This is a genomic window from Corynebacterium cystitidis (assembly GCF_900187295.1).
Lineage (GTDB): Bacteria > Actinomycetota > Actinomycetes > Mycobacteriales > Mycobacteriaceae > Corynebacterium > Corynebacterium cystitidis.
The window spans coordinates 1,028,857-1,045,906 of sequence record NZ_LT906473.1 but is presented as its reverse complement, the minus strand read 5'-3'; the positions used below and the strand labels follow the sequence as shown (position 1 = coordinate 1,045,906).

The window sequence follows — 17,050 nt, the reverse complement described above, 5'->3', positions numbered from 1 at the left end:
TACCTACTCGCTCTTTGTTGGGTCGTTTCGATTGCCATCACGCAGGATAGCACTGATTTCTGCCACTGCCGCATCGACGTTGTCGTTCACAACCACGTCATCGAACTCATCCTGTGCGGAAAGCTCGGCACGCGCTGTCTCCAACCGCCGATCGATCACGTCCTGGGTCTCAGTACCCCGGCCCGTTAAACGGTCAACGAGAACCTCCCACGAAGGGGGTGCTAAAAAGACCGTAATCGCCTCTGGCATGATCTTTTTAACAGCCCGGGCACCCGCCAAGTCTACCTCGACTAAGACAGGCTTTCCCAAAGCGAGAGCCTCGCGCACTGGCTTCGCTGGTGTACCGGAACGTTGCAGACCGCCATGGATCTCTGCCCACTCCAGCATTTCGCCAGCGTCAATACGATCCTGGAAGACCTCAGGAGTGACAAAGAAATAGTCTTGGCCATCAACTTCACCCGGGCGAGGTGCACGGGTAGTCATCGATACAGAGAAGTACAAATCCTTAAGCTCTTCGCGAAGGCGGTGCACAACCGTCGACTTCCCAACGGCGGACGGCCCCGCCAATACGACGAGGCGCCCCTTGGGGTTGCCTACGGACACAGATTAGTCCTCGGAGAAGCCGAAGCGCTCCAGCAGAGCACGGCGCTGACGCTCACCCAAGCCACGCAGGCGACGGGTCTGCGCGATCTCGAGCTCTTCCATAATCTCGCGGGCCTTAACCTTACCAACCTTTGGGAGGGCTTCCAGAAGTGCGGAGACTTTGGTCTTGCCGATGATCTCATCAGACTGAGCCTTGTCCAGGACTTCCTTGAGGTTGGTGTCGCCACGCTTCAGGGATGCCTTCAGCTCTGCGCGCTTCTTGCGTGCTTCAGCAGCCTTTTCGAGCGCTGCCTTGCGCTGCTCGTCAGTCAACTTGGGAAGGGCCACGGGGTTCCTCCATACTTTCGTAGTAGTAAAATTATTCTTTCCAGAGCACCTTCGCACCCTGGTGATAGACAGATGATAACCGAAATTCCATCCGTGTTACTCACTGACTTCGGCCCAGTTTAGCACCGGGCCCCGACAAACACGATAACTGATCCGGCGTTTCTCCACGTCACCGCGTTGCCGGTACTAAACTACCAGGCCTTTTATCAAAGGGAACCCTTGGCATGCGAATAGTAGTGTTTTGCCAGGTAGATCGCCTGTTTCCGCAGCTCATTTACGTCTGGTCCGGCGCCCAAAACCGAGCGCGAAACACTAGGGAACACAAGGTGAGCGTTTCGTCCCGCAATGCGTTCAACGTCCTCGGCCGTGCCTCCTTGAGCGCCAACACCAGGCATTAACACAGGGCCATTGAGGTGATCAAGACAGGGTGGTTGCTGCAGTGTCGCCCCAACAACCACGCCAACAGAGCCCACCGAACTTCCTTTTGTGGCATTGAGGGCAGCGCACTCATCCACCATGAACTGAGCAACCGTTCGTCCGTCCGCAAGGCGCTGAGTCTGGAAAGCCACTGCCTCAGGATTTGATGTCGCGGCCAAGACAAATACACCGCCTCGCTCAATTGCAGGAGCTAGGGCCCCTACACCAAGATAAGGAGACACAGTCACAGCGTCGGACTGCAGCGGACTCTGGCCTACCCATGCATCAGCGTAGCCGTCCATGGTCGAACCAATATCTCCGCGCTTTGCATCAGCAACCACTAGTGTGCCCGCGCCACGAAGTGCCTGGATCGTCTGTTCTAGCACGCCATACCCTGCGGCCCCGAACCGTTCAAAAAACGCCACCTGCGGCTTGACTAAAGCGACATGCCCAGCGAAAGCTTCAACACAGCGAGCCGAGAATTCACTCAACCCTGACACAGTGTCACCCAGGCCCCAATCACGCAGCAAGGAAGCATGTGGGTCAATCCCCACACAAAGCCGTCCGTGGTCGCTGCCAGCAGCCACAAGCCGATCGCCAAAACCTGCACTAGCGCCGGTTTCTGTCGTCATCGCAGACCACCCTGGGGTGAGTGATCCAGCTCCTGCAGTGACTGCACGGTAACCTCGTTCGCTTTAATCGCCTCGATCCCCTGCACTGCGGCGGTCACACCCTGCACAGTAGTCATCAAAGGCACGTCACTGGACACCGCAGCAGCGCGAATCTCGTAGCCGTCGTTACGCGCACCCGACGACCCCGCAGGGGTGTTCAAAATCATGTCAATCTCGCCGTCCTTAATGCGCTCGACAATGGACTTGCCCTCAGCACCCTCGCGCACCTCGGAAGCCTTGAGCACCACCTCACACTCAATACCGTTACGCTTAAGCATCTGCGCCGTGCCCGATGTTGACAAGATCTTAAATCCCATGGTCGCCAGGCGCTGAATCGGGAAGATCAAAGTGCGCTTATCCCGGTTGGCCACAGAGACAAACACGCTGCCAGCAGTGGGCAATTCGCCGAAGGCTGCTGCCTCCGCCTTGGCGTAGGCCACACCGAAATTCTCGGCCAAGCCCATGACCTCGCCGGTGGACTTCATCTCCGGGCCCAGGATGGTGTCGAGCATCGTCCCATCTGCGCGGCGGAAACGCGTAAACGGCAGCACCGCCTCCTTCACGGCAATCGGATGATCCAGCGGCAGAGTACCCCCGTCATAGGAGTCCGGCAGGAGGCCCTCGTCGATAAGCTCAGGGATCGTGGCACCCATCATCACACGCGCCGCGGCCTTCGCCAGGTGCACGCCGGTCGCTTTCGACGAAAATGGCACCGTCCGCGACGCACGGGGGTTGGCCTCAATCACGTAAAGAATGTCGTCCTTGAGAGCGAACTGCACGTTCATCAGCCCTTTGACATCAATCCCGTGCGCCAATGCCTCAGTGGACCTGCGCACTTTCTCAATATCCTCGGGGCCTAAGGTCATGGGAGGCAGCGCACACGCCGAGTCGCCGGAGTGCACGCCAGCTTCCTCAATGTGCTCCATAACGCCGCCCAGGTAGACGTTCTCACCGTCGCACAGGGCGTCAACATCAATCTCGATCGCAGAATCTAAAAACCTATCGACAAGCACCGGGTGGTCAGGAGACAGTTCAGTAGCACGGTTGATGTAATCCTCGAGCGATTCTTGGTCGTAAACGATCTCCATTCCGCGCCCACCCAACACGTACGATGGGCGGACGAGAACCGGATAACCGATATCCGCTGCGACATTCTTCGCCTCCTCAAAGGAAGTAGCCGTCCCAAATGCTGGTGCGGGCAGATTCGCTTCGGCTAGAACCTTGCCAAATTCGCCGCGGTCCTCGGCCAAATCGATCGCCTCTGGGCTCGTGCCGACGATCGGCACACCTGCATCTGCTAGACGCTGCGCCAAGCCCAATGGGGTCTGGCCGCCGAGCTGGACGATGACACCAGCAACGGGGCCGGACTGGCTTTCCGCGTGGTAGACCTCCATGACGTCTTCGAACGTCAGCGGTTCGAAGTACAGGCGATCAGCTGTGTCGTAGTCGGTGGATACGGTCTCCGGGTTGTTATTTATCATGACCGTCTCATACCCCTTCTCCGACAGCTCGAGCGCCGCGTGGACACATGAGTAGTCAAACTCAATGCCTTGACCGATGCGGTTAGGCCCGGAGCCGAGGATGATGACCTTGCCCTTGCCCTTGCCATTGGCATCGTTTTGGGTGGGAAACACCTCAGATTCCGCCAGCGGGGAATTCTCGTAGGCCGAATAGTAGTACGGCGTTTTCGCCTCGAATTCTCCGGCACACGTGTCAACCGTTTTGAACACCGGACGAATCCCCAGCGACCAGCGCAGCGACCGGACACCTTCTTCACCAGCAAGTTCTGGTCGCAGCGCTGCGATCTGGGCGTCGGAAAGCCCAAAGACTTTAGCCTCGCGGAGTAATTCTTCTCCAAGCACGGGTGCTTTCATGAGCTTCTCGCGGAAATCAACAAGTGCCCGCAGCTCTGCCAAAAACCATGGGTCGATGCCGGAGGCTTCGTAAATCTGCTCAATAGTGGCGCCAAGACGCATGGCTAGTTCCACGTCATACATGCGGCCATCGGTAGGACGCTTGAGATCCTCAAGCACGGCGTCGACATCGGTGGCGCGGTCGCCCGCGAAATACTCGTCGGGCTGTGTCCAGAATCCTGCTGGCTTGGTTTCCAGGGAGCGCAGAACCTTGTTGAGGCCTTGGATGTAGTTGCGGCCAATGCCCATCGACTCACCCACAGCCTTCATGGAGGTGCCAAGTGTGTCATCGGAGCCGACGAACTTTTCAAAAGCGAAACGCGGAGCCTTCACAATGACATAGTCCAGCGTTGGTTCAAACGCCGCAGGTGTTTCACCGGTGATGTCGTTGGTAATCTCGTCCAATGTGTAGCCGATGGCCAGCTTGGAGGCGATCTTCGCGATTGGGAAGCCAGTCGCCTTGGACGCTAGTGCCGACGAGCGCGATACACGCGGATTCATCTCGATGGTGATGATGCGCCCATCCCTCGGATTAACAGCGAACTGGATATTGCAGCCACCAGTATCCACCCCGACCTCGCGGATAATCGCAATACCTTGGTCACGCATGGTCTGGAATTCGCGGTCAGTCAGGGTCAAAGCTGGTGCGACAGTGACAGAGTCACCGGTGTGCACACCAAGTGCGTCAACATTTTCGATCGAGGCGATGACCACCACGTTGTCGTCACCGTCGCGCATCAGTTCAAGTTCGAACTCTTTCCAACCCAAGATGGATTCCTCAATCAGCACATTCGCTTCCGGCGAGGCTTCAAGGCCACCACCTGCGATGCGCTCCAAGTCTTCCATAGAAAACGCCAGGCCAGAGCCCAACCCGCCCATGGTGAACGAGGGGCGAACGACGACAGGCAGGCCCAGCTCTGCAACCGTTTCGTGGACCTCATCCATGTTGTAGCACACACGCGACCGGGCGGATTCACCACCGATCTTTTCGACGATGTCCTTAAACTTCTGGCGGTCTTCGCCACGTTCGATCGCCTCAATGTCCGCACCGATCAATTCGACACCGTGCTTGTCCAACAGGCCCATCCGGTCCATCTGGATCGCGGCGTTCAAGGCGGTTTGGCCACCCAACGTTGCGAGGATCGCGTCGACCTTGTGGCCCTGCGCCGCTTCTTTTTTAAGAATCATATCGATATAGGCCGGCTCGATTGGCTCAACATAGGTGTGGTCTGCAAACTCCGGGTCGGTCATGATGGTGGCCGGGTTGGAGTTAATCAGGGTGACGCGCAAGCCTTCTTCTTTAAGAACGCGACAGGCCTGGGTACCGGAGTAGTCAAACTCGCAGGCCTGGCCGATGACAATCGGGCCGGAGCCGATAACCAGGACGTGGTTTATATCAGAGCGCTTAGGCATAGTTGTTCAGGTTCCTTCCTGGTTAATTCTTATTCGGCGAGTACTGGTCCATCAAGGAGATGAATTGATCGAACAACGGGTTAGCGTCGTGTGGGCCAGCTGCTGATTCTGGGTGATACTGCACCGAGTACGCGCGCCCACTTTCCAGCGCCACGCCTTCGACGGTGCCGTCGTTGAGACACGTGTGGGTAATCAGGGCCGGCCCAAACTCTGTGTCGAATCTCTGGCCCGCCTCGCCTTCGAGTGCGAAGCCGTGATTCTGGGAAGTGATATCGATCTTTCCGGTGACGTGATTCTTCACCGGCACGTTGATGCCACGGTGGCCAAACTTCATCTTATAAGTGGAAAGCCCCAGGGCCCGCCCCAAGATTTGATTACCGAAACAGATACCAAACAGTGGCACGCCGTCACTGATGAGTTGTTTGGTGATTTCTACCATCTCGTCGGCAGTAGCTGGGTCGCCAGGCCCGTTGGAAATGAACACGCCGTCAGCACCGTAATGCTTGATTTCATCGACCGGAGTGTTCGCTGGCACCACGATGGTTTCAATCCCACGGGCCGCGAACTGCGCCGGCGTTGCGGATTTGATCCCCATATCGTAGGCAACCACCGTGTATCTGGTTTGCCCCTCGGCAGGGATGGTGTACGGCTGGGTCGTGGTCACCTCAGCGGTGAGATCTGCGCCAGCCATAGATGGTTGCGCATTGACCTTGTCGACGAGCACCTGTGGATCCTCCAGTGCTTCCTCACCAGAGAAGATACCCGCTGCGATGGAGCCATTCTTGCGAATGTGTCGCACCAAGGTGCGCGTGTCCACCCCCTGAATGCCGATGATATTTTGGGCCAGCATTTCCTCGTGAAGCGAGCGCTGTGCGCGCCAGTTGCTTACGCGTTTAGCCAGGTCACGGACGACCAGTCCGGCAACCCAGATCTTTCCGTCACGGGATTCGTTATCTTCATCGTTCCAGCCGGTGTTTCCGATCTGTGGTGCCGTCATCACCAAGATCTGGTGGTGAAAAGACGGGTCAGTCATAGATTCTTGGTACCCGGTCATGGCGGTGGTGAACACTGCCTCTCCGAGCGTTGAGCCCGTTGCGCCGAAGCCAGTACCTTCAAAGATGGTGCCGTCTCCGAGAACGAGGACGGCGGGTATGCGGGTGTCAGTCACGTCAGACCTTTCGCGCTGTAAATTATTCATTGGTTCGTATTCTATGCTTCTGAAACTGATCATGCGGAATCCCTTGGGTAATCCGCTGCAACTCACGCGACCCCGGGGCCAAATGTGACCCTGCCTCGGAGCACTGTATGCGTCACACGAGCATTAAATTCCATGGACTCATAAGGAGTGTTCTCCGCCTTAGATTCCAACTCCTCGCCGGCAACCGTCCAAGGATCCTCCGGGTTCACAATCGTGAGATTTGCAGGCTCACCCACAGCAATCGGGCGACCGTGTCCCGGCAGGCGCGTAATCTCGGCAGGCTTCTCACTCATCACCCTGGCCACGAAACGCCAGTCCGCCAAGCCAGATTCAACAAAGATCTTGACGACGATCGCCAGTGACGTCTCCAACCCCAGCATGCCGGGCTTAGCGTGTTCGAACTCCACGCATTTCTCCTCAGAGCCGTGCGGGGCATGATCAGTAGCCACGCAATCAATGGTGCCGTCGAGCAACGCCTTTTTCAGCGCTTCGGCATCCTTCGCCTCGCGCAGCGGCGGGTTCACACGGTAGCGCCCGTCGTAGGTACGCAAGAACTCGTCGGTAAGCAACAGGTGGTGCGGCGTGACTTCAGCGGTGACCTGCGCGCCACGCTGCTTCGCCAGGCGCACCATGTCCACAGTCCCTTCCGTCGATGCGTGACAAATATGCACGCGGCCACCGTAATCACAGCTCATGATGGTATCGCGGGCCACCACAGCCTCCTCAGCAACACGAGGCCAGCCGCGCAGACCAAGCCGTGCCGCTTCAGCCCCCTCGTGGGCTACTGCCCCATCTGTTAACCGGTGATCCTCAGCGTGCTGAGCCAGCAACACGTCAAGGCCTTTCGCATATTCGACAGCGCGACGCATGATCAGCGGATCATTGACACACCGCCCATCGTCGGAAAACATGCGCACCTTCGCATCAGACCGCGCCAACATACCAAACTCAGTCAGCTGTTTACCCTCCAAGCCCTGGGTAATCGAACCAACCGGGTGCACATCGCACTTTCCATAAGCCTGCGATTTCAACCACACCGACTCTGCAATAATGGGCTGATCCATCACTGGATTCGTGTTCGCCATCGTAAAAACAGCGGTGAAACCGCCCTTCGCCGCGGCATTCGAACCAGTAGCCAGGGTCTCTGTGTCTTCCCGTCCAGGCTCACGCAAGTGAACATGCATGTCCACCAGCCCGGGCAGCAAAACATTACCACCGCCATCAATCTCACGCGCGCCCTGTGGTGCAGTCACCTCCGCACCCAATTGCGTGATCGTCCCATCTTCGACAACGACAGTAATCGGGTCGCCCTCGCCGTACGTCCGCACATGAGAAATCACCAGCGGTTGTTCCGGCACGGGTGCCAGGGGGCCAGTAGCGGGATAGTTATTCGTCGTCACGTTCATTTCTCCTATTCCCCAGCCGCAATCAACGTAAACAGCACAGCCATGCGCACATGCACGCCGTTAGACACCTGCTGTAACACTGCAGTCTCGTCAAAGTCCGCCACCGCATGGTTAATTTCCATGCCACGCAACATCGGCCCAGGGTGCATAATAATTGCGTCATCTTTCATACGTGCAGCCCTATCCTTCGATAAGCCATACAGCGTGGCGTACTCGCGATGCGACGGGAAAAACCCACCATTCATCCGTTCAGCCTGCACACGCAGCATCATCACCACATCCGCGTCAACGATCTCCGCGTCGAAGTCATAACTGGTGCGCACCGGCCACGTCTCCACACCAGTGGGCAGCAACGTCGGAGGTGCCACCAGCACAACCTCCGCACCCAGTGTGGACAACAAATCCACGTTGGAACGCACCACACGCGAATGCAAGCAGTCACCCACAATAATGACCTTGCGGCCCTGAATCTCCCCGATACGCTGGCGCATTGTCACAGCATCCAACAACGCCTGGGTGGGGTGCTGGTGCGACCCATCGCCAGCGTTAATCACACTCGGACCAGCACCACCAGGTGCCACCCAATCAGCGATCAACTTGGCAGCTCCCGAACTTGGATGGCGCATCACGATCGCATCCGCACCAATCGCAGACAACGTCAGCGCAGTATCCTTCAGCGACTCCCCCTTCTTCACGCTTGACGACGACGCCCCGATATTAATCACGTCCGCACTCATCCACTTACCGGCCGTCTCAAAAGACGCCCGCGTGCGAGTAGAATTCTCATAAAACAGCGTGAAAATGGTGCGCCCCCGCAACGTGGGCAACTTCTTAATCTCGCGGCCTTCCAGTGCTTCACGGAAACGGTCCGCCTCATCCATCAGGCCACCAATGTCATCGGCCGACAAGTCTGCAATATCCAACAAATGCTTCATAGATATCAAGCTTCCGTAACTTCCTTGTGCTGCTCTTCCTTGTGCAGCTCATCGCGCGTCAACACAACAGCATCTTCGCCGTCAAGGGCCTTAATCTTCACAGTCACGTCTTCAGTGCGTGCCGTCGGGATATTCTTCCCCACATAGTCCGCGCGGATCGGCAACTGCCGGTGCCCCCGATCCACCAACACTGCAAGCTGCACAGACTCCGGACGACCAAGGTCGCGCAACGCATCAAGAGCAGCGCGGATGGTACGGCCTGAAAACAGGACATCGTCGACAAGCACAACGACGGCACCATCAATATCGACGGGGATCCTCGTAGGCTGCAAGGCACGATGCGGCTTATCACGCAAATCATCGCGGTACAGCGTGATGTCCAAACTGCCCACGGGGATAACAACCCCGGAAAACTCCTCAACCGCTTCACTCAAACGATGCGCCAGTGGCACACCGCCAGACGGAATACCCAGCAGCACGATGGGGGTTTCATCGTCAAGCGCGGTCTTCTCAATGATTTGGTGCGCGATGCGTGCGACAGTACGCGCAACATCCTCGGCTGATAGCAGCTCAACGGATGTGCGTTGTGTGTCAGTACTCATCGAACCTCCTTCTCCGCCTCTCTGTGCGGTTCTTTAAAGGACGTCAATGCCTGTTTCAATTGTGCTATTCATTTGTTGTCTATGCTTGTGGCTTAGACCGGTTGCTACTCTAGCACCCACAGCCACGTTTTCGCACGAAGGAGCACAATGGGAATCACGGCACACCACGTAGTCCCAGCCGACAGGGAAACAGTGTGGGAATGGCACACCCGTCCGGGAGCAGTCACACGCCTGTCGCCCACCTTCATTCCTATGAAACCTGTGCAACAAGCCGAACGACTCTCCGACGGCACCACCATCTTCTCCCTCCCAGCAGGCCTGAAATGGGTCGCGCGCCACGACCTATCCGGCTACCACACCGGGCGCCGTTTCACCGACGTCTGTATCAACGCTCCGCTCAAGCTGCTCGCAAACTGGCGCCACGTCCACCGCTTTGAAACGCTTGACGACGAACCCGACGCCACCCTGATCACCGACGAGATCACCACGCGAGCCCCTGCCAGCACCCTCGAACCCATGCTGGCCTACCGCCAGCACCAACTCATCGAAGACATCTCATTTCTCAACCGGTTAAAAACCGCTGGTGCTAGCGAACCGTTGACAATCGCAATGACCGGATCACGCGGCCACGTCGGACGCGCATTGATGGCACAACTGCAAACCGCAGGCCACACCGTCATCCAACTCGTGCGAGGCAACGCACAACCCGGCCAACGCTACTGGAACCCCACCAGACCCGCACGCGACCTGCTCGAAAGAGTCCACGCTGTAGTCCACCTGGCCGGCGAACCACTGATGGGCCGCTTCAACGATTCCCACAAGAACGACATTTACAACTCTCGCGTGGCACCCACCGAAAAACTCGCCCACATCGCCGCCTCCACCGACGGGATGCGTGCCTTCGTCTCCGCCTCCGCCGTAGGGTACTACGGCGCTGCCGGCTCCGAAGCCGCCATCGACGAAACAGGCCCCCGTGGTGAAGGATTCCTCGCCGACACCGTCGCAGCCTGGGAGAAAGCAACAGCGCCGGCAACTGCAGCAGGCATCCGCGTGGTCAACGTGCGCTCCGGGATCGCACTGGGATCGTCGTCAGGCGTGCTCCCCATCTTCCGCGCCGTCTCCGCCACCGGCCTGTCCACCCGATTCGGCGACGGCGAATTCTGGATGAGCTGGATCGCCCTCGACGACCTCACAGACATCTACTTCCGCGCGCTTGTCGACGACCAACTATCAGGCCCAATTAACGCCACCGCGCCTAACCCCGTGACCAACTCCGAACTTTCAGACACGATCGCCCGCGCACTGAAAAGCCCCCAGCTGATGCCGGTGCCCACCTTCGGGCCACGCATCTTACTGGGCAAAGAAGGCGCTGAAGAATTAGTCATGGCGGACCAAAATGTGCGCCCCGGAGCACTGGAAGCTGCCGGACACACATTCCGCTACCCCACCTTGGATGTAGCACTCGCACACGAATTGGGCACCGAAAAGCTCTATGGCGCCTAGCCTGACACACCACACATCGCACCCGGAGCTATCTCACCGGTTGCTACTGTGGTGGAATGGACGAAAAAGACACCGTCACTGACTTTGACATCGCGCTAGTCGGCCAGGTGCTCGCCGACGAAAACCTCGAATACCGCCTCCAAAACACCCCCACCCCGGACGGCTCAATCACCGTGGTCCGCACCGGCTTCATCAACTCCGCTATCGCCTTCGTGCGCGAGGGCGACTACCTAGTATGCGAAGCTTTGTGGCGCGGCGAATTCCCCAAAGCACTCTCCGCCACACTGCTGGGCATGTGCAACGAATACAACCAAATGCAGTTCGCCCCCACCCTACGCTTCTACGAGCAGGCCGAGGACTACGTCGCAGCGAACGCCTTCCGCCTCCTGGATATCTCTCAAGGCACAAGCTACAACCAAGTCGGAGCATTCGTAGTGTCTACCCTCGACGCCATCGTCGGAGCTTTCAGCGCCCTGGAAGAGCAATTCCCCGAACTTGTCACATGGGAGGACCCACATGAGCACTAACATGAGCACCAATCAGCCCACCGGCAGCCAACCTTACGAAGTCACCATGGACCGCATTGACGCCGTCATGGCTTCCCGCGACATCACGCTGGTCCGCGACGACACCCGTAGAATTGCCCAGGCTAACATCAACGGGTTCACCGTCATCTTCGCATTGCTCGGCTCCGTTCTCGTTGTGCGTGCCGACGCCGCCACCGACATCTCTGCCGACGCCACCAACGCAACCTTCTACCTGGCCGCCAACCAGGTCAACTCCACCACATTTGGGGCGCGCGCCGTAATCGTCAACAAGACCGAGAAACTAGTGGTGCGCACCGAACGCGAGCTGCCGATTTCCGCCGGGCTTAACGACGCACAACTCTCACACACCCTGCAGACCGCGATTGACGGAATCCTGTCCGCCCAAGACACCATGGTCGCAGTCACCGAGCAATTAAACCAGCTCATGGAGGATAACACCTAAAACTTATCCACAAGGTAGTAGTTATCCACAGGTTTTAGCTTCAGCACGCACACGGCCTTGCACCATCGTTTAGTGTCGAAGCCATGAACAGATTTGAGCGGTTCGCCGACGCCTTCGGCGATACCCTGGGGGTGCTCGAAGATGCTCAAGGCTTGAGCCGCGCTGAACTCGTCGACAAGCTCCACGACAACGACATGGCCGGTGTAATTTGCAAGCTCTCGGGGGTCTACTTCGGCACAACTAGGTACAAGAAACAACAGCAAGTCGCGCGCAAAGCCGTGGCCGAAAACAAACACAGCCTCGGAACACTCGACGTCATTGAACGCTACGTGCGCCGCATTCCCGACGGGAAGAAGAAAAACACCAATGCCTGGAAACTACGGAAACGTCTCGCAAGCATCCGTGGAGGGTTGACAAAAATCCGGGCGGCAGCCCGCACCATGCTCGCCGCAATCACCGGCACAACCGGCACCAAACCTGCCCGTACTCAGGCGTCTATGTCCAATCCAGCCGACCGACTCGACCGCACTATCCATCTCACCGGGCCCGAAGCAGCCATCGCCGAAATATGGGAAACCGCCAGGGACCACGCAGCTTCCACCGGGCTCAGCGTTGCCGAATCCCTGCTTGAGCTTTTCAACTCCGGAGGCGAAAGCACCCGCTACACGCCAATGGTGATCGTGTCCTTAGACGACCTCGCCACACTCTACGGCACCACGGCAACCACAACCAAGGACATTACGCTCGAACCCTCCGACAAAGACATCATCCTCTCCGCCACCAATGGGGCCCGCATCACCGGCCAAGAATTCCTCGACCTGCAGCTGACCGAGCACGGATTCTTCATGCTCACCAGCCGTGTCTCTGGTCCGGTAGATCTCTACCGGACCGACCGCTTCTTCAGCCAGAAGCAACGCATCATGGCCAAAGCCTGCGATCCAGTCTGCGCAATACCTGGATGTGGACAACCAGCCGAAAGGTGTGAGCCGAACCATAACATCGCCTGGTCGGCAGGAGGCAACACCAACGTGAGCAATGTATCGATGCTGTGCCGCTATCACAATGGAAAAGTCGACGATAACCGCAGCGAAAAACGTTTCGGTTATGTCGATAACATTAACGGGCAGAGCATGTATTTCAATGCGTTCGGTGCCGCCCCGCAATTAAACGATCATCCGACAGCGCGAGGAGGAGCACTAAGAATCGTTTAAAACTTATATGCTGCTTCAGGAAGAGCTTTGATTTTTGCACACATAACTCCTCTCGCCCGCGAAAAGCCTAGTTAAGACAACTCGAGGCGGCGACGCTCTTCTTCAGGATCAAAATCTAGTTCTGGCCACTTCAGCTCCATGGACTGCATAGCATCCACTAAAAGGGCCTTGACTATGGTGCGTGCGTACTTCTTGTTGTCGGAGGGGACGCAATACCATGGCGCTCGTTTAGTTGAGGTACGTTCCATCGCAATCTGGTATGCCGCTTGATACAGCTCCCACAAGGAGCGATCCTCAAGGTCACCGGGATCGTATTTCCAATGCTTATCCTCACGTTCAAGGCGCTCGAGCAGGTTGTGTTTCTGGAAAGCACGTGAAATGTGCAGCATTACTTTGATGATGCGTGTACCGTTTTTTACCAGTTCGCTTTCGAAATCGATGATCGCCCCGTAGCGTCGCTCAATTTCCTCTGGGGGTGCCAGATTCTTCACTCGCTGAACCAAAACATCCTCGTAGTGAGACCGGTCATACACCGTAATCATGCCGGGAAGCGGCAGATGCGGCTCGAACCGCCAGAGGAAATCATGCGCAGACTCCTCCTCAGTAGGTCGGCCAAAACCGACGGTATGCACACCCTGGGGGTCAAGTTCTTTCACTACATGGCGAATCACCCCGCCCTTTCCCGAAGTATCCATTCCTTGCAGAACTAGCAGGATAGAGCCAGTGTCGTCGGAGTTTGCTCGGCCGTTGGCGAAGAGCTTTTCCTGGAGCTCATCGAGATCATCATCAAATGCGTGAAAGGCGTCTTCGAGGTCACCCGAGTCTCCGTTGAAACCCGGAGTTGATTCCGGGGCGACATCGGCTAAGTGGAAACCTTCCTCGACGCGAAGGGCGAGTGCATCCTCGATTGTTATGTCAGACATGCTTTCCGAGTCTACCGATCTATCAGAGTCTTCCGGCGGCCCAACTAATCGCCTGAAAGATCCCCTAAGGCATTTTGTGACCCCTCCGCGCTCGCTGTGTTTTCCGTATCTCCGCTGTGATCAGATTCATCATTGTCGATAAGCTCCGGAGCGTTGTCCTTGTTTGTTTGGACTACGTCATCGAGCACAGCATGGATGTACGGAGGTGCTTGATTTCCGGAATACTCGGTAGCCATTTCGACGCCCTCGACAACAGAGATGGGCCCATCGACATCATCGTTGAACATGATCTCCCAGGCGCACACGCGGAGGATTGCGCGGTCGACAGCGGGCAGTCGTCCCAGTTCCCAGTCGACAGACAGGAACCGTTCGATCGCGTCGTCGATGTCATCAAGCTTCTCGGCAGCCCCCGCGACGATTGTCTTGGTGTATTCGTTGACGGGTGCAACCTGGTTTTCTGGGTTTCTTGCCAGTTGTACTCGGTCCTCAACGATCGCCACAGGGTCCACGTCGCGAGCTTCCGCCTCGAATAAAATGTCGACGGCGCGTCGCCGTGCCCGGTAGCGTGATCCGCGTCGCTTGAAGTCACGCTTTTTGCGCGTGCTTGCTGTCCCGTTGTCTACGAAGCTGTTCTCAATGGTCCTGTTTTCAGCACCATCTCCGGCGTGCTGTGCGGCACTAGGGTTGTTGGTCTGGCTCATTAGTTGTTTACGCGGGAGAGATACTCGCCGGTACGTGTGTCGACCTTGACTACATTTCCGGTCTCTAGGAATAGCGGAACTTGGATCTCAGCACCGGTTTCGACGGTTGCTGGTTTGGTGCCACCAGTAGAGCGGTCACCTTGCAGACCTGGATCAGTGTGAGTGATCTCAAGATCGACGGAGACAGGAAGCTCACCAAACAGTGCATCGCCTTCGTAGAAGGACACCTGAACCCGCATGTTTTCCTTGAGGAATGCGCCGGCGTCTCCGAATGCGTCGTGCGGTAGCTCATACTGTTCGTAGGTTTGGTCGTCCATGACTACGTAGGAGGTGCCGTCGTCGTAAAGGTAGGTCATGTCACGGCGGTCCACTGTTGCGGTTTCGACCTTCACGCCTGAGTTCCAGGTCTTGTCGACAATCTTGCCAGAGACGACGTCCTTGAGCTTGGTGCGCACGAATGCTGGGCCCTTGCCTGGCTTGACGTGTTGGAACTCAACGATCTGCTGGAGTTTGCCGTCTATCAGCAAGACGAGGCCGTTTTTGAAATCGGCGGTGGTTGCCACGAAGTTTTCCCCTTAACAATTGTTGGATACAAGCAGCCCAAGCCTACACCACAGTCAGTTCTTTACTGACACCGGTGATTATTTTGGGCGCGCCTGAGGTGATCACAAGTGTGTCTTCGATGCGAACTCCGCCCCGGCCTGGTACGTAGATGCCTGGTTCGATCGTTAACGTCATGTTTTCGGCGAGGATCTCGTCGGAACGCGTGGAGGCACTGGGGGCTTCGTGTACGTCGAGCCCGATGCCGTGGCCGGTGGTGTGGGTGAAGTAGGCACCGTAGCCTGCGTCCTCGATGATGCTGCGTGCGGCGGCGTCGATATCACGTAGGGCGGTGCCGGGTGTCGCGGCGCGGATTCCTGCCTGTTGTGCTCGCAGTACGATGTCGTAGATCTCTCGGGCAAACTCATCGGGCTTTCCGACGTTGAACGTACGTGTCATGTCTGAATTGAAACCATGGCGGTGTGCGCCGAAATCGATGGTGACGAGATCTCCGTCAGCAAGGACACGCTGGCCAGCCGTGTGATGTGGTTTGGCAGAATTCGGCCCCGAGGCGACGATGGTGTCGAAGCTGGTGCGCTCAGCCCCGAGGCACCGCATGCGGTATTCCAGGTCAGCGGCAATGGCGATTTCTGTGCGCCCGGCTGCGATTTCACCGGCGGCGAGCATGTCTAGCATGGCCTGGGTGGTCACGGCCGCGATGTTGGTTAGTTCTCTTAATTCGCCTGCGTCTTTGATGGCGCGTTGTGCCTCGATGATGCCGCGAACTGGCACGAGTGTGACGCCTTCTGGGCAGGTTTTTTCCAGCGTTTCTAGTTGGGTGACGGTGACGTAATCGGCCTCGTAGCCGACGCGACGCCCGCCACCGATGTTCTCCAACAATGCAGTGGCGCATTGACGACGAATGGTTGCCTCGATATCTGGGACTTCTTCAGCAATTTGTGTGGTGTAGCGCCCGTCAGTGGCGATTGCGGTTGACCGGTCTTTTGACAGCGCCAACGCTGCGTTGGACCCGGAAAAGCCGGTGAGGTATCGAACGTGGGTGAGATGCGTGACAAGGATGTCGTCGAGACGCATGCCGGCGAGCTTTGCGGCTAGCGCACGGCGGCGGGTATCAAACCGAGTATCTGCTAAAGCCATACCGGCTACTGTAGCGTGGCCGGGCAAGAAGTTGAGCAGTTGTGCTTAAAGCGCTGGAGGTGGGCGACACAACGTGTCTGTGCTTAGCCCCGCTCGGCGTGGCTAAGCGAGTGCGGCGAAATACTCTAGGGCCAGCAGGTAGCCCTGGGGACCTAAGCCTGTAATGGTTCCCACCGCGATGGCGGAGAGATACGAGTGTTGGCGGAAATCCTCTCGCGCAGCAACATTAGAGATGTGCACCTCTATAAACCCATGGTGATCGGTCGTCTCGACGAGCGCATCGCGCAGCGCCACCGAAGTGTGGGTGTACCCGCCCGGATTGATGATCACGGGCCACTGATTGTCTGCAGCCTCGTGTGCCCATTCGACGAGTTGACCTTCGTAGTTGGATTGGCGGCATTCTACCGTCACACCGAGTTCTTGCGCTTTATCGACGAGCATCGTTTCGATCTCTGCCAGCGTCGTCGAACCGTAAATCTCCGGCTGGCGTTTGCCAAGGCGGTTGATGTTGGGGCCGTTGAGCACAAGAATCTTCATGA

17 protein-coding genes are annotated in these 17,050 nt (G+C 57.4%); 4 read left to right on the top strand and 13 right to left on the bottom strand.

Going from position 1 to position 17,050, the window contains the following annotated elements; all coding sequences use genetic code 11:
* Positions 1 to 3: 3 nt before the first annotated feature.
* The 8 genes from gmk to pyrR form a co-directional block, all read right to left on the bottom strand.
* Complete coding sequence (gene gmk / locus CKV99_RS04965) at positions 4 to 603, bottom strand: guanylate kinase (protein ID WP_092255193.1); 600 nt, start codon at positions 601 to 603, stop codon at positions 4 to 6.
* A gap of 3 nt (positions 604 to 606) precedes the next feature.
* Positions 607 to 930 carry an integration host factor, actinobacterial type gene (mihF, locus tag CKV99_RS04960; protein ID WP_092255191.1) on the bottom strand — a complete coding sequence of 108 codons (324 nt, stop codon included), beginning with the start codon at positions 928 to 930 and terminating at the stop codon, positions 607 to 609.
* Between the two features lie 206 nt (positions 931 to 1,136).
* A complete protein-coding gene (pyrF, locus tag CKV99_RS04955; RefSeq protein ID WP_092255189.1) occupies positions 1,137 to 1,979 on the bottom strand; it encodes an orotidine-5'-phosphate decarboxylase in 843 nt (280 codons plus the stop codon).
* A complete protein-coding gene (carB, locus tag CKV99_RS04950; protein ID WP_092255187.1) occupies positions 1,976 to 5,344 on the bottom strand; it encodes a carbamoyl-phosphate synthase large subunit in 3,369 nt (1,122 codons plus the stop codon). Before carB ends, pyrF begins: the two co-directional genes overlap by 4 nt.
* 22 nt (positions 5,345 to 5,366) lie before the next feature.
* Positions 5,367 to 6,542 (bottom strand): glutamine-hydrolyzing carbamoyl-phosphate synthase small subunit, encoded by a 1,176-nt coding sequence (gene carA / locus CKV99_RS04945; protein ID WP_092255185.1) that lies wholly within the window; start codon positions 6,540 to 6,542, stop codon positions 5,367 to 5,369.
* Positions 6,543 to 6,604: 62 nt separating this feature from the next.
* Positions 6,605 to 7,942, bottom strand: coding sequence for a dihydroorotase (locus CKV99_RS04940; RefSeq protein ID WP_231910176.1), 1,338 nt, complete (start codon positions 7,940 to 7,942; stop codon positions 6,605 to 6,607).
* Between the two features lie 11 nt (positions 7,943 to 7,953).
* The gene (locus CKV99_RS04935) at positions 7,954 to 8,883 is read right to left on the bottom strand and encodes an aspartate carbamoyltransferase catalytic subunit (RefSeq protein ID WP_092255181.1); all 930 of its coding nucleotides are present in this window, start codon (positions 8,881 to 8,883) and stop codon (positions 7,954 to 7,956) included.
* A gap of 5 nt (positions 8,884 to 8,888) precedes the next feature.
* Positions 8,889 to 9,485, bottom strand: a complete 597-nt coding sequence (gene pyrR / locus CKV99_RS04930) for a bifunctional pyr operon transcriptional regulator/uracil phosphoribosyltransferase PyrR (protein ID WP_092255178.1) — start codon at positions 9,483 to 9,485, stop codon at positions 8,889 to 8,891.
* A 252-nt stretch (positions 9,486 to 9,737) separates the two neighbouring features.
* Here pyrR and CKV99_RS04925 point away from each other — a divergent pair, with 252 nt between their 5' ends.
* The 4 genes from CKV99_RS04925 (at position 9,738) to CKV99_RS04910 (ending at position 13,189) form a co-directional block, all read left to right on the top strand.
* Positions 9,738 to 10,988, top strand: a complete 1,251-nt coding sequence (locus CKV99_RS04925) for a TIGR01777 family oxidoreductase (RefSeq protein ID WP_331712844.1) — start codon at positions 9,738 to 9,740, stop codon at positions 10,986 to 10,988.
* Positions 10,989 to 11,044: 56 nt separating this feature from the next.
* Entirely contained in the window at positions 11,045 to 11,515 is a 471-nt protein-coding gene (locus CKV99_RS04920) for a type III secretion system chaperone family protein (protein WP_092255174.1), read from the top strand.
* Positions 11,505 to 11,978, top strand: coding sequence for a YbjN domain-containing protein (locus CKV99_RS04915; RefSeq protein ID WP_231910175.1), 474 nt, complete (start codon positions 11,505 to 11,507; stop codon positions 11,976 to 11,978). Before CKV99_RS04920 ends, CKV99_RS04915 begins: the two co-directional genes overlap by 11 nt.
* 83 nt (positions 11,979 to 12,061) lie before the next feature.
* A complete protein-coding gene (locus CKV99_RS04910) occupies positions 12,062 to 13,189 on the top strand; it encodes an HNH endonuclease signature motif containing protein (RefSeq protein WP_092255171.1) in 1,128 nt (375 codons plus the stop codon).
* Between the two features lie 71 nt (positions 13,190 to 13,260).
* Here CKV99_RS04910 and CKV99_RS04905 read toward each other — a convergent pair whose 3' ends face one another.
* The 5 genes from CKV99_RS04905 to aroQ all read right to left on the bottom strand — a co-directional run bounded on the left by CKV99_RS04905 (position 13,261) and on the right by aroQ (position 17,048).
* On the bottom strand, positions 13,261 to 14,112 hold the full coding sequence (locus tag CKV99_RS04905) for a PPK2 family polyphosphate kinase (protein ID WP_092255169.1): 852 nt from the start codon (positions 14,110 to 14,112) through the stop codon (positions 13,261 to 13,263).
* A 44-nt stretch (positions 14,113 to 14,156) separates the two neighbouring features.
* Positions 14,157 to 14,813, bottom strand: a complete 657-nt coding sequence (gene nusB, locus CKV99_RS04900) for a transcription antitermination factor NusB (protein ID WP_092255167.1) — start codon at positions 14,811 to 14,813, stop codon at positions 14,157 to 14,159.
* Positions 14,813 to 15,376, bottom strand: a complete 564-nt coding sequence (gene efp, locus CKV99_RS04895; protein WP_092255165.1) for an elongation factor P — start codon at positions 15,374 to 15,376, stop codon at positions 14,813 to 14,815. Before efp ends, nusB begins: the two co-directional genes overlap by 1 nt.
* Positions 15,377 to 15,419: 43 nt before the next feature.
* Entirely contained in the window at positions 15,420 to 16,511 is a 1,092-nt protein-coding gene (locus CKV99_RS04890; protein WP_092255163.1) for a M24 family metallopeptidase, read from the bottom strand.
* Between the two features lie 102 nt (positions 16,512 to 16,613).
* Positions 16,614 to 17,048, bottom strand: coding sequence for a type II 3-dehydroquinate dehydratase (gene aroQ, locus CKV99_RS04885; protein WP_092255161.1), 435 nt, complete (start codon positions 17,046 to 17,048; stop codon positions 16,614 to 16,616).
* Positions 17,049 to 17,050: the final 2 nt, after the last annotated feature.